General features: G+C 72.5%; 11 protein-coding genes. 7 read left to right on the top strand and 4 right to left on the bottom strand.

The features are described from left to right. Positions 1–46 precede the first annotated feature (46 nt). The 4 genes from DWV08_RS08130 to DWV08_RS08115 all read left to right on the top strand — a co-directional run bounded on the left by DWV08_RS08130 (position 47) and on the right by DWV08_RS08115 (position 4,960). Positions 47–1,315: a serine hydroxymethyltransferase gene (locus tag DWV08_RS08130; protein WP_115413334.1), complete on the top strand. Its 1,269-nt coding sequence runs from the start codon at positions 47–49 to the stop codon at positions 1,313–1,315. Positions 1,316–1,421: 106 nt separating this feature from the next. Continuing rightward, positions 1,422–2,321: a bifunctional methylenetetrahydrofolate dehydrogenase/methenyltetrahydrofolate cyclohydrolase gene (locus DWV08_RS08125; RefSeq protein ID WP_115413333.1), complete on the top strand. Its 900-nt coding sequence runs from the start codon at positions 1,422–1,424 to the stop codon at positions 2,319–2,321. Further along, on the top strand, positions 2,318–3,139 hold the full coding sequence (locus DWV08_RS08120; RefSeq protein ID WP_115413332.1) for an exodeoxyribonuclease III: 822 nt from the start codon (positions 2,318–2,320) through the stop codon (positions 3,137–3,139). The genes DWV08_RS08125 and DWV08_RS08120 overlap by 4 nt, the downstream gene beginning before the upstream one ends. Before the next feature lie 168 nt (positions 3,140–3,307). Then, positions 3,308–4,960 carry a thiamine pyrophosphate-binding protein gene (locus tag DWV08_RS08115; protein WP_115413331.1) on the top strand — a complete coding sequence of 551 codons (1,653 nt, stop codon included), beginning with the start codon at positions 3,308–3,310 and terminating at the stop codon, positions 4,958–4,960. Between the two features lie 195 nt (positions 4,961–5,155). Here DWV08_RS08115 and DWV08_RS08110 read toward each other — a convergent pair whose 3' ends face one another. The 4 genes from DWV08_RS08110 to sdhC all read right to left on the bottom strand — a co-directional run bounded on the left by DWV08_RS08110 (position 5,156) and on the right by sdhC (position 8,598). Beyond that, positions 5,156–5,917, bottom strand: coding sequence for a succinate dehydrogenase iron-sulfur subunit (locus DWV08_RS08110; RefSeq protein ID WP_115413330.1), 762 nt, complete (start codon positions 5,915–5,917; stop codon positions 5,156–5,158). After that, positions 5,917–7,692 (bottom strand): succinate dehydrogenase flavoprotein subunit, encoded by a 1,776-nt coding sequence (gene sdhA, locus DWV08_RS08105; protein WP_115413329.1) that lies wholly within the window; start codon positions 7,690–7,692, stop codon positions 5,917–5,919. The genes DWV08_RS08110 and sdhA overlap by 1 nt, the downstream gene beginning before the upstream one ends. A gap of 73 nt (positions 7,693–7,765) precedes the next feature. Further along, on the bottom strand, positions 7,766–8,215 hold the full coding sequence (locus DWV08_RS08100) for a succinate dehydrogenase hydrophobic membrane anchor subunit (RefSeq protein ID WP_115414959.1): 450 nt from the start codon (positions 8,213–8,215) through the stop codon (positions 7,766–7,768). A gap of 5 nt (positions 8,216–8,220) precedes the next feature. Then, the gene (gene sdhC, locus DWV08_RS08095) at positions 8,221–8,598 is read right to left on the bottom strand and encodes a succinate dehydrogenase, cytochrome b556 subunit (protein ID WP_115413328.1); all 378 of its coding nucleotides are present in this window, start codon (positions 8,596–8,598) and stop codon (positions 8,221–8,223) included. Between the two features lie 274 nt (positions 8,599–8,872). Here sdhC and DWV08_RS08090 point away from each other — a divergent pair, with 274 nt between their 5' ends. From DWV08_RS08090 to DWV08_RS08080, 3 genes are all read left to right on the top strand, one after another. Continuing rightward, positions 8,873–10,069, top strand: a complete 1,197-nt coding sequence (locus DWV08_RS08090; RefSeq protein ID WP_115413327.1) for a mannose-1-phosphate guanylyltransferase — start codon at positions 8,873–8,875, stop codon at positions 10,067–10,069. Positions 10,070–10,154: 85 nt separating this feature from the next. After that, positions 10,155–11,396 carry a M20 family metallopeptidase gene (locus DWV08_RS08085; protein ID WP_115413326.1) on the top strand — a complete coding sequence of 414 codons (1,242 nt, stop codon included), beginning with the start codon at positions 10,155–10,157 and terminating at the stop codon, positions 11,394–11,396. Positions 11,397–11,644: 248 nt separating this feature from the next. Beyond that, positions 11,645–12,760 (top strand): BMP family lipoprotein, encoded by a 1,116-nt coding sequence (locus tag DWV08_RS08080; protein WP_115413325.1) that lies wholly within the window; start codon positions 11,645–11,647, stop codon positions 12,758–12,760. Positions 12,761–12,806 lie beyond the last annotated feature (46 nt).

Genomic DNA, 12,806 nt, shown 5'->3' with positions numbered 1-12,806 from the left:
GGGACGGCGCCCCTCGCCGCCCACCCCCGTCCCTGCAGGAGGCCCTGTGAACGTCCTCGACCAGTCCATCGCCGCTCTCGACCCGGACATCGCCCAGGTGCTGGATCGCGAGCTGGAACGCCAGCAGCGCACCCTCGAGATGATCGCCAGCGAGAACTTCGTGCCCCGGGCGGTGCTCGAGGCGCAGGGCTCGGTGCTCACCAACAAGTACGCGGAGGGCTATCCGGGCAGGCGCTACTACGGCGGCTGCGAGGAGGTCGACGTCGCCGAGCAGATCGCGATCGACCGCGCCAAGGAGCTGTTCGGCGCCGAGCACGCCAACGTCCAGCCCCACTCCGGCGCCTCCGCCAACGCCGCGGTGATGCACGCCCTGGCACGTCCCGGCGACAAGCTCATGGGGCTCTCGCTCGCGCACGGCGGCCACCTCACCCACGGCATGAAGATCAACTTCTCCGGCCGTCTCTACGACATCGTCGCCTACGAGACCGAGCCCGGCACCGGCCTGATCGACATGGACAAGGTGCACGAGCTGGCCGTCGCCGAGAAGCCCAAGGTGATCGTCGCCGGCTGGTCCGCGTACACCCGCCAGCTCGACTTCCCCCGCTTCCGCGAGATCGCCGACGAGGTGGGTGCCGCGCTGTGGGTCGACATGGCGCACTTCGCGGGCCTGGTCGCGGCGGGCCTGCACCCCAGCCCCGTCCCCTACGCGGACGTGGTCTCCACCACGATCCACAAGACCATCGGCGGTCCCCGCTCCGGCATGATCCTGTGCAAGGAGGAGTGGGCGAAGAAGATCGACTCCGCTGTGTTCCCCGGCCAGCAGGGCGGCCCGCTCATGCACGTGATCGCCGCGAAGGCCGTCGCGCTGAAGATCGCCGCCTCCGAGGAGTTCGCGGACCGTCAGGCACGCACCCTCGAGGGCGCGCGGCTCCTCGCCGAGCGTCTCCAGGCGGAGGATGCGAAGGCCGCGGGCGTGAAGGTCATCTCCGGCGGCACCGACGTGCACCTGGTGCTGGTGGACCTGGTGGACAGCGAGCTCGACGGCCAGCAGGCCGAGGACCGCCTCCACGAGGTGGGCATCACCGTCAACCGCAACGCGGTCCCCAACGACCCGCGCCCGCCGCGGGTCACCTCGGGGCTGCGGATCGGCACCCCGGCGCTGGCCACGCGCGGCTTCGGCGCCGCCGAGTTCACCGAGGTCGCGGACGTCATCGCCCTCGCCCTCACCGGCGGCGCGGACCTCGAGTCGCTGCGGGCCCGCACCGCGGCGCTCGCCGAGCGCATGCCGCTGTACGCGGAGCTGCAGCAGTACTGATCCACCGGGGCGGGGCCCGGCGCCGCGGCGTCGGGCCCCGCCCGCTGTCCCGGCGGCGCGCAGCGCGCCCCGCCCTCCCGCTCGACCCCGACACCCAAGGAGCGCCATGACGGCCCAGATCCTCGACGGCAAGGCCACCGCGAAGGCCATCAAGGCGGAGCTCGCCGAGCGCGTCACGCGACTGGTGGACGCCGGTCACCCGCGACCCGGTCTCGCCACCGTGCTGGTGGGCGACGACCCGGGCAGCGCCGCCTACGTGCGCGGCAAGCACCGTGACTGCGAGGCGATCGGCCTGCACTCGATCCAGAAGCACCTTCCCGCCGATGCCACGCAGGCGCAGGTCGAGGCGGTCGTGGACGAGCTCAACGCGGACCCGGCGTGCACCGGCTACATCGTCCAGCTCCCGCTGCCGAAGCACCTCGACACCGACGCGATCCTGGAGCGGATCGATCCCTCCAAGGACGCGGACGGCCTCCACCCCACGAACCTGGGCCGCCTGGTGCTGAACGCCTACGACCCGATCCACACGCCGCTGCCGTGCACGCCGCGCGCGGTGATCGAGCTGCTGCTGCGCCATGACCTGGAGCTGAAGGGCAAGGACGTGGTGGTGATCGGCCGCGGCGTGACCGTGGGCCGCTCCATCGGCGCGCTCATGACCCGTCGCAGCGTCAACGCCACCGTCACCCTCACCCACACCGGCACCGCGGACCTCCCCGCGCACCTGCGCCGCGCCGACGTGATCGTCGCCGCCGCCGGGGTCGCGCACCTGGTGCGCCCCGAGGACGTCAAGCCCGGCGCGATCGTGCTGGACGTGGGCGTCTCCCGCCAGGAGGACCCCGCCGGCGGCCGTGCCACGCTGGTGGGCGACGTCGACCCGGCCGTGGCCGAGGTCGCCTCCTGGATCAGCCCCAACCCGGGCGGTGTGGGGCCGATGACGCGGGCACTGCTGATGTACAACGTCGTCGAGGCGGGCGAGCGCGCCGCCGGGATCGAGGTGTCCGCATGAGCCTCACGCTCGCCACCGTCAACGTCAACGGCCTGCGGGCCGCCGCCCGCAAGGGCATGGCCGACTGGCTCGCCAAGACCGCGGCCGATGTCATCACCCTGCAGGAGGTCCGGGCCCCCGACGAGCTGCTCGCCGGCCTCGTGGGCGAGGGATGGACCATCGTCGGCCAGGCCAGCGAGCTCAAGGGACGCAACGGCGTCGCCATTGCCGCCCGCACCTCCCTGGCGGGGATCGACCTCGAGGGCGTGCGTCGCGGCCTGCCCGGCCTCACCGAGCCCACCCACACCGGGCGCTGGCTCGAGGCGGATCTTGAGGACCCCTTCGGCGACGGGACTCCGCTCACGGTGATCTCCTGCTACATGCACTCGGGCAACACCGAGAAGCCGCAGACCATGACCGACAAGTACGCGTTCCTCGACGTGATGATGGCGCGCCTGGCGGCGCTGCGCGCCGACGGCCGGCACGTGGTGCTCACCGGCGACCTCAACATCGCCCACGCGAACAACGACATCAAGAACTGGAAGGGCAACCTGAAGTCCGCCGGCTTCCTCCCCGAGGAGCGCGCCTACCTCGACCGCCTGCTGGTCGAGGGGGACTGGGTGGACGTCCACCGCCGTCTCTCCGGCGACGTGCCCGGCCCGTACACCTGGTGGTCCCAGCGCGGCAAGGCCTTCGACAACGACTCCGGCTGGCGGATCGACTACCAGCTCACCGATCCGGCGCTCGCCGAGCGCGCCGCCTCCGCGCAGGTGGATCGCGCGCCCAGCTACGACACCCGCTGGTCGGACCATGCCCCGCTGGTGATCAGCTACACCTGAGCGGTGCTCGCGGGCTCGTCGGCGGTGCTATCCTCCACTGCGTCAGGCGGGCCCGCGGCGGGGCCGGCGCCGGTGCTCTCACAAGGGGCACGAACCCCCGAGCGGTCTCGGGGCGAGACATATACGGACTGCACGCCAGCGTTCGCATATCTCTCGGAAGGACCCTCGATGGCCCTCGTCTCCACCCACGTCGCCCGCACCCTCGCCCTCCACCTCGACGAGGTGTTCGGCCTCATGGGCAACGGCAACGCCCACTTCCTCGACGCCCTCGCGCGCGAGACCGACGCCACCTTCACCGCCGTGCGGCACGAGGCCGGCGCCGTCGCGGCGGCCGACGCCCACTACCGCACCTCGGGCCGGATCGCCGCGGCGACCACCACCTACGGCGCCGGGTTCACCAACACCCTCACCGCCCTCGCCGAGGCCGCCCAGGCCCGGATCCCGCTCGTGCTGGTGGTCGGGGACGAGCCCACCTCCGGGCCGCGCCCCTGGGACGTGGACCAGATCGCGCTGAGCGCCGCCGTGGGGGTGCGCACCTACACGGTGGGCCGCATCGACGCGGCCGCCGCGACCGTCACCGCGATCGAGCACGCCCTCGCCTACCGGGTCCCGGTGGTGCTCGCGATCCCGTACGACGTGGCCCGGCTCGACATCGGCGCCGTGCCGGAGGTGCCCGGCCCCGGCCTGCCCTCCCCGCTCGCCCCCACCGCGGACTTCACCCGCGCCGCGATCGCGCGGCTGGCCGCGGAGCTCGCCGCCGCCGAGCGCCCGCTGCTGCTGGCCGGGCACGGTGCCTGGCGAGCCGGTGCCGGGGAGGCGCTGGGGGAGCTCGCCGACGCCACCGGCGCGGTCACCGTGACCACGGCACTGGGCCGGGGGATCTTCCCCCAGGACCGCTACGACCTCGGCGTGGCCGGCGGATTCGGGGCGCCCGGCGCGATGGCGCTGGTGCGGGAGGCGGACGTGGCCGTGGTGATCGGCGCCGGGCTGAACCAGTTCACGATGCGCTTCGGGGAGCTGTTCGCCCCGGAGACCGCGGTGTGGCAGATCGACACCGCCCCCGCCGCCACCCATGCCCGGGTGGGCGGGTTCGTGCGCGCCGACGCCCGCCTCGCCGTCGAGTCCCTCGCCGCCGCGCTGCCCCCGCGCGAGGAGTCCCGCACCCCCTGGCGGGAGAGCGTCGACGCCCCGGCGCTGCGTGCCCAGGCCGTCGCTCGCGAGCATGCCGAGGACGGCCTGCTGGATCCGCGCGCCGCCGCCGCCCGTCTCGCCCAGCTGCTGCCCGAGGACAGGGTGGTGGTCTCCGACGGCGGGCACTTCATCGCCTGGGCCAACATGTACTGGCCGGTCGCCGCCCCGCACCGGATGGCGATGGTGGGCACCGCCTACCAGTCCATCGGGCTGGGCTGGCCGAGCGTGCCCGGTGCGGCGCGCGCGAACCCGCAGGCGACCATCGTGCTCACGACCGGCGACGGGGGAGGGGTGATGGCCCTGGCCGATCTCGACTCCGCCGTGCGCACCGCCGGCGGGCGCGGTATGGCCGTGGTGTGGAACGACGCCGCCTACGGCGCGGAGGTGAACCTCTACGGCCTGATGGGTCTGGACCCGGCGCCGATGCTGATCGACCGCATCGACTTCGCGGCCTACGGGGAGGCCGCCGGCGCCGAAGGCGTCACGGTGCGCTCGCTCGCGGATCTGGACCGGCTGCGTGCATGGAGCCGGGAGGACCCGGCGACGCGCCGCTTCCTGGTGCTGGACCTGCAGATCTCCCGGTCGGTGATCGCGCCGTACCAGGAGGAGGTCATCCGGGTGAACGCCTGAGTGGCACCGGCCCGCCCGCCCCTCCGATCGGCCCCGCAGTGCCCGCTTCCGCGATCCCCGCTGCCGCAGCACCCCACACAGAAATGTCGCCTGACGATCGATGATGCGCAGAACATCGATCGTCAGGCGACATTTCTCGGCCCGAAGGCGGGTCCCCGGACATGGTGCGGCCGCGGCCGGGGCCGGGGCCGACGGTCAGATGCGGCCGGTGATGACCGCCTGCTTGACCTCGGCGATGGCCTTGGTGACCTGGATGCCGCGGGGGCACGCCTCGGTGCAGTTGAAGGTGGTGCGGCAGCGCCACACGCCCTCCTTGGAGTTCAGGATCTCCAGGCGCTGCTCGCCGGCGTCGTCGCGCGAGTCGAAGATGAACCGGTGGGCGTTGACGATCGCCGCCGGGCCGAAGTACTGCCCGTCGGTCCAGAACACCGGGCACGAGGACGTGCACGCGGCGCACAGGATGCACTTGGTGGTGTCGTCGAAGCGCTCGCGCTGCTCCGCGGACTGCAGGCGCTCACGGCTGGGCTCCTGCCCGCCGGCCACCAGGAACGGCATGATCTCCTTGTAGGAGTCGAAGAACGGCTCCATGTCCACGATCAGGTCCTTCTCGACCGGCAGGCCCTTGATCGGCTCCACCGTGATCGGCTTGGAGATGTCGAGATCCTTGAGCAGGGTCTTGCAGGCCAGGCGGTTGCGGCCGTTGATCCGCATCGCGTCCGAGCCGCACACGCCGTGGGCGCAGGAGCGGCGGAAGGTCAGCGAACCGTCCAGGTGCCACTTGATCTCGTGGAGGGCGTCGAGCACACGGTCGGTGCCGTGCATCGTGACGGTGAAGTCCTCCCAGCGGGCGCCCTTGGCGCTGTCCGGGTCGAAGCGCGAGATGCGCAGCGTGACGTCGAACGAGGGGATCTCGCCCGCGGCGGTCTCGGCCTGGGGCTTCTCAGCGACGGCAGTCATCAGAACGTGCGCTCCTTCGGCTCGTAGCGGGTGATCACGACGGGCTTGGTGCCCAGGCGGATCGGGGTGCCCTCGGCGCCCTCCTCACCCGGCAGGGTGCGGTAGGCCATGGTGTGCTCGAGGAAGTTGACGTCGTCGCGCTTCTCGAAGTCCTCGCGGAAGTGGCCGCCGCGGGACTCCTTGCGGTGCAGCGCGCCGAGGGCCACGATCTCCGCGAGATCCAGCAGGAAGCCCAGCTCCACGGCCTCCATGAGGTCGAGGTTGTAGCGCTTGCCCTTGTCCTGGATCGCCACGGTCTCGTAGCGCTTCTTGAGTTCCTTGATGTCCGCCAGCGCCGTGCGGCAGGTCTCGTCGGTGCGGAACACCTGCACGTTCGCGTCCATCGTCTCCTGCAGCGCGCTGCGGATGTCGGCGATGCGGTCCTCGGTGGCGGGCCGGTCGCGCAGCCGCTCCAGCAGCTCCGCGGTGGGCAGCTCCACGCCCTCGGGCAGCTCCGGCAGCTCCACCGTCGCCGCGTGCTCCGCGGCGGCGATGCCGGCGCGGCGGCCGAACACGTTGATGTCCAGCAGCGAGTTGGTGCCCAGGCGGTTGCCGCCGTGCACCGAGACGCAGGCCGTCTCCCCGGCGGCGTACAGGCCGGGGACCACGTCGGTGGCGTTGCGCAGCACCTCGCCCTCGATGTTCGTGGGGATGCCGCCCATGCCGTAGTGCGCGGTGGGGAACACCGGGATCGGGTCCGTGTACGGCTCCACGCCCAGGTAGGTGCGGGCGAACTCGGTGATGTCCGGCAGCTTCGCATCGATGTGCGAGGGCTCGAGGTGGGTGAGGTCGAGGAAGACGTAGTCCTTCTTGGGACCGGCGCCGCGGCCCTCGCGCACCTCGTTCGCCATCGCCCGCGCCACCACGTCGCGCGGGGCGAGGTCCTTCAGCGTGGGGGCGTAGCGCTCCATGAAGCGCTCCATGTCGCTGTTGCGCAGGATGCCGCCCTCGCCGCGGGCCGCCTCGGAGAGCAGGATGCCCAGGCCGGCCAGGCCCGTGGGATGGAACTGGAAGAACTCCATGTCCTCCAGCGGGATGCCGCGACGGAATGCCATCGCCGGGCCGTCGCCGGTGAGGGTGTGGGCGTTCGAGGTGGTCTTGAAGATCTTGCCGAAGCCGCCGGAGGCGAACACCACGGACTTCGCACGGAACACGTGCAGCTCGCCGGTGGCCAGCTCGTAGGTGACCACGCCGGAGGCGCGCACACCCTCGTCGCTGCGGGGATCGCCCGTCATCAGCACGTCGAGCACGTAGTACTCGTTGAAGAACGCCACGTCCTGCTTCACGCAGTTCTGGTAGAGCGTCTGCAGGATCATGTGGCCGGTGCGGTCCGCGGCGTAGCAGGAGCGGCGCACCGGCGCCTCGCCGTGCTCACGGGTGTGCCCGCCGAAGCGGCGCTGATCGATGCGTCCCTCGGGGGTGCGGTTGAAGGGCAGGCCCATCTTCTCGAGGTCGAGCACCGCGTCGATGGCCTCCTTGGCCATCACCTCCGCGGCGTCCTGGTCCACGAGGTAGTCGCCGCCCTTGACGGTGTCGTAGGTGTGCCACTCCCAGTTGTCGTCCTCGACGTTGGCGAGGGCGGCGCACATGCCGCCCTGGGCCGCGCCGGTGTGGGAGCGCGTGGGGTAGAGCTTGGTGACGACGGCGGTGCGGGCCCGCTTGGAGGACTCCAGGGCCGCGCGCATGCCGGCGCCGCCGGCGCCGATGATCACCACGTCGTAGTTATGGGTCTGCATGTCGGGTGACTGCTCCGTTCGATTCGACCGGGAAGAGGGGGAGGGGCGGCCCGGGCCGGGCCGCCCCGGGGCGTCAGCCCTCGCAGAAGGAGGGCAGCAGGCTCGGCTCGGCGCCGACGGGGCAGGGGTCGAAGGTGAAGATCACCAGGGTGCCCAGCACGATGGTCACCACGACCGCCAGGTACAGCAGGCCCTTGAGCACCAGACGGGTGCGGCCGCCGCGGGCGTAGTCGTTGATGATCGTGCGCACGCCGTTGCCGCCGTGGATCAGGCCCAGCCACAGCATCAGCAGGTCCCAGACCTGCCAGAAGGGGCTCGCCCACTTGCCGCCCACGAAGGCGAAGTCGATGCCCTTGACGCCTTCGCCGAGCCACAGGTTCACGAACAGGTGGCCGAACACGAGGATGACGAGCAGGGCGCCCGAGGCGCGCATGAACATCCACGAGAGCATCTCGGAGTTGACGCCCCGCTGCCCGGTGCGGCGGTAGCGGGTGCTCGGATCGGGGATCGAGGTGGTGGTCATCGGGATCACGCTCCGAACATGTGCATGAGGTGACGGGGGACGAAGCCGGCCATGAGCACCGCCCACACCACGACGACGCCCCAGAACAGGCTGCGCTGGCGCGCCGTGCCCCGGGACCAGAAGTCCACCAGGATGATGCGCAGACCGTTGAGGGCGTGGAAGAGGATCGCGCCGACGAGGCCGACCTCGCCGAGGCCGAACACCACCGTCTTGTAGTGCCCGATCACCTCGTTGTACGCCTCGGGGGAGACACGGACGAGAGCGGTGTCGAGCACGTGCACGAGCAGGAACAGGAAGATGAGCATTCCTGAGATGCGGTGGGCGACCCAGGACCACATGCCTTCGCGTCCGCGATAGAGCGTCCCGGATTGGGCTGAAGCCACGGAGATCCTCCAGAAGCGTCGGGATGGTGCCGGGAGCGGTGACGAGATGCCGCGGCATTCGGCGCGCGTCCTCCGCAGCGAGGCTCCGGACGGCGGTCGCGGCAGGCATCGCCCGAGGGCGACGTTTCACGACACGGCGACATCATCATCGACCCCGACAGGGGCCCTTTCAGCGTAGCACCAGGCAGGGCGGGTGCGGCGCGCCCCGACGCGCCGGTGTCGCACCCGCGCGGGCGGCCCGTCGGGATGCGGGGCCCTCGGCTACGCTGGGAGGATGCCCGAGGCTCCGTTCGTGCCCGTGATCCCCGCCGGCGGCGCGGGGACCCGACTGTGGCCGCTCTCACGCCGCGCGCGGCCGAAGTTCCTCCTCGACCTCACCGGTCAGGGCACCAGCCTCCTGCAGGACACCGTCTCCCGGCTGGCACCCCTCGCCGACGCGCCCCCGGTGGTGGTGACCGGTGCGATGCACCGGGCCGCCGTGCGGGAGCAGCTGGGCGGCCCGGAGGTCGCGCGGATCGTGGCCGAGCCCTCCCCGCGCAACTCGATGCCGGCGATCGCGCTGGCCGCCGCCCTCATCGAGCGGGAGCACCCCGGTGCGGTCCTCGGCTCCTTCGCCGCGGACCACCTGATCGGCGACCGCGAGGCCTTCGCCCGCGCCGTCGCCGTAGCGCGGGACGCCGCCGCGCAGGGCTACCTGGTCACGCTGGGCATCCAGCCCACCCATCCCGCCACCGGGTTCGGGTACATCGAGCGCTCGGCCGGCGACGCGGCGAGCGGCCCGGACTCGCCGGCGCGGCCGGACCGCCCTCTCGCACGCCCCGGCGGGCCGGGCGCCCTCCCCGCAGGCGCTCACGGGGTGGACCGCTTCGTCGAGAAGCCCGATCGCGAGCGCGCGGAGGAGTTCCTGGCCAGCGGTCGCTTCCTGTGGAACGCGGGCATGTTCCTCGCGCGGGCCTCCTGGCTGCTCGACGAGCTGGCGCTCCAGCTGCCGGCCCTGGCCGCCGGCGTGCGGGAGATCGCCGCCGCCCACGGCACCGCCCAGGAGGGCGCGGTGCTGGAGCGGGTCTGGCCCCGTCTCACGGCGATCGCGATCGACCATGCGCTGGCCGAGCCGCTCGCCGCCGAGGGGAAGGTGGCCGTGGTGCCGGCCTCCGTGGGCTGGGACGACGTGGGCGACTTCGCCGCCCTGGCACGCCAGCTGCGCGAGCGGCCCGACGGCACGCGGGCGGCGAGCGGCGACGGGGCGGACGACGGGGACGTGCGGGTGCTCGGCGGGGCCCAGGTCGATGCCGTCTCCTCGCGGGCCACGGTGTACGGTTCCACCGATCGCCACATCGCCCTGGTCGGGCTGGACGGCATCAGCATCGTGGACACCGAGGACGCCCTGCTGGTGCTCGCCGACGCACAGGCGCAGGACCTCTCACGGCTGGTCGCCCGCCTCGAGGGGCACGGCCTGGACCGCCTGCGCTGACGTCGGCCGCCCGCAGCGGCCGGCGCGAGGGCGCCGCCCGCGACGACCGGTCGCGGCGGTCGGGCCGAGAACGCAGGAGACACAGGTGAAGCAGTCGCAGCAGGTGCTGGCGGGGACCTCGCAGCAGCAGGCGATGCTGGGGCCGACGGGGCTGATCGCCCGCACCGTCGCCGAGTCCGAGGAGGCGCTGCGCGCGGTGCGCCGCCACCTCCACCGCCACCCCGAGCTCTCGCACCAGGAGCACGCCACCACCGATTTCATCGAGGAGCAGCTGCGCGGCCTGGGACTGTCCCCGCGGCGGATGGCGCACACCGGCCTGCTCTGCGACATCCCGGGCACCGACCCCTCGCTGCCGCTGATGGCGCTGCGCGCGGACATGGACGCCCTCGGCATCCCGGAGCTCACCACCGTCGCCTACCGCTCCACCGTGGAGGGCGTCTCCCACGCCTGCGGGCACGACGTGCACATGAGCGCCGTGCTCGGCGCGGCGACGGCGCTGGTGCGCGCCGCCGAGGCCGGCGGTCTCCGGCGCGGGGTGCGCCTGGTGTTCCAGCCGGCGGAGGAGCAGCACCCGTGCGGTGCGCTCGAGCTGATCGGCCAGGGCGTGCTGGACGGGGTGGACTCGATCCTGGCCCTGCACTGCGACCCCGGCGTGGACGTGGGCCACGTGGGTCTGAAGTCCGGCCCCATCACCTCCGCCACCGACCCGGTGCGGATCCAGGTGCGCGGCGCGGGCGGTCACACCTCCCGCCCCCACCTCACCCAGGACCTCGTCTACGCCCTCGGCTCGATCGTCACCCAGCTGCCCGCCGCCCTGACCCGCCGCATGGACCCCCGCTCGGGGGTGAACCTCACCTGGGGCAGCATCCACGCCGGCTCGGCCTTCAACGCCATCCCCTCCAGCGGCACCCTCGAGGGGACCCTGCGCTGCCTCGACCACGAGGCCTGGGACCAGGCCGAGGAGCTGCTGGAGACGGTGCTCGCCGACCTGGTGCGTCCCTGGGGCGTGGAGGCGCGGGTGAGCCACGACCGCGGCGTGCCGCCGGTCTCCAACGCCCGCTCGAGCGTGGACGTGCTGGCCGCCGCGGTGGAGGGCGTGCTGGGGGCGGAGAACCTCGACCCCACCGCGCAGTCCCTGGGCGGCGAGGACTTCGCCTGGTACCTCGAGAAGGTGCCCGGCGCCCTCGCGCGGCTGGGCACCCGCACCCCCGGCGGGCGCACCTTCGACCTCCACATGGGGGACCTGCTGATCGACGAGCGCGCCATCGGCATCGGCGCCTCCGTGCTCGCCGCGGCCTGCGTGCAGCGCGACCTGCAGCCCGCCTGAGCGGGCCGGTCGGCGCGCGCGAGCCGTCGCCCGCGGACGGGGTGTGCAGGGCGGCGGCCCGGGGCGGTGCCCGGGCGCGGGAGGTCCATACGTCAGATCCGCGTCGATTTCATAACGGTTCATCACGTGGGACCGAAGAGCGCTCGCCGGGGACCCGGGTGAGGCTATGGTCCGAGACGCACTGCGACAGCGCTGTCGCCGAGGACCCTCGGGGCGCACCGGCCCCTCCCCTGATCGAAGGAATCCCCATGAAGAGCATCACTCGTTCCCTCGCCCTGGTGGGCGCCGGCGCACTGACCCTCGCGGCCTGCGGCTCCGCTCCCGAGGAGACCGCCGGAGGCGGCGGCAGCGACATGGGCGGCGCCTCCAGCGACTACAAGGCCTGCATGGTCTCGGACGCCGGCGGCTGGGACGACAAGTCCTTCAACGAGTCCAGCTACAACGGCCTGCTCGCCGCCGAGGAGGCGCTCGGCATCGAGACCGCCACCGCGGAGTCCACCTCGGTCTCCGACTTCGAGCCGAACATCAACAACATGGTCACCCAGGACTGCGACCTCGTCGTCACGGTGGGCTTCCTGCTGGCGCCGGCCACCGGCAAGGCCGCCCAGGACAACGAGGACACCGACTTCGCGATCGTCGACTCCACCGCGCAGGATGCCGACGGCAACCCGATCGAGCTCGACAACGTCAAGCCGCTCGAGTTCAACACCGCCGAGGCCGCGTTCCTGGCGGGCTACCTCGCGGCGGGCACCACCGAGACCGGCAAGGTCGCCACCTACGGCGGCGTGAACATCCCGACCGTCACCATCTTCATGGACGGCTTCGTGGACGGCGTGGCCCACTACAACGAGGTGCACGGCACCGAGGTCGAGGCGCTGGGCTGGGACAAGGATGCCCAGGAGGGCTCCTTCACCGGTGACTTCGAGGACCAGTCCAAGGGCAAGGCCGTCTCTGACGAGTTCTACAGCGCGGGCGCGGACATCGTGATGCCCGTGGCGGGCCCGGTGGGCGCCGGCACCCTCGCCTCCGCCAAGGAGTCCGACGGCCGCATGGTGATCTGGGTCGACTCCGACGGCTACGAGTCCAACGCCTCCGATCCCGACGCGCAGTCCGTGATCCTCACCTCCGTCATGAAGGAGATGGGCACCGCGGTCGAGGACGTCATCACCGGCGCCGCCGGCGGCGAGTTCGACGGCACCCCGTACGTGGGCACCCTCGAGAACGGCGGTGTGGGCCTGGCGCCGTTCCACGACTTCGAGGACGAGGTCCCCGCGGAGCTCGCCGAGGAGGTCGAGACCCTGACGCAGGAGATCATCGACGGGTCCGTCGTCGTCGACTCGCAGGCTACGCCCGAGGGCGCCTGAGCCGATGCTCTGAACGCGGTCCCCGCCCGCCCGGGCGGGGGCCGCG

The sequence above is a fragment of the Brachybacterium saurashtrense genome (genome assembly GCF_003355475.1).
In the GTDB taxonomy this organism is placed as follows: Bacteria; Actinomycetota; Actinomycetes; order Actinomycetales; family Dermabacteraceae; genus Brachybacterium; species Brachybacterium saurashtrense.
The sequence above is the reverse complement of the archived record's forward strand: the minus strand, read 5'-3'. Positions and strand labels throughout refer to the sequence as shown.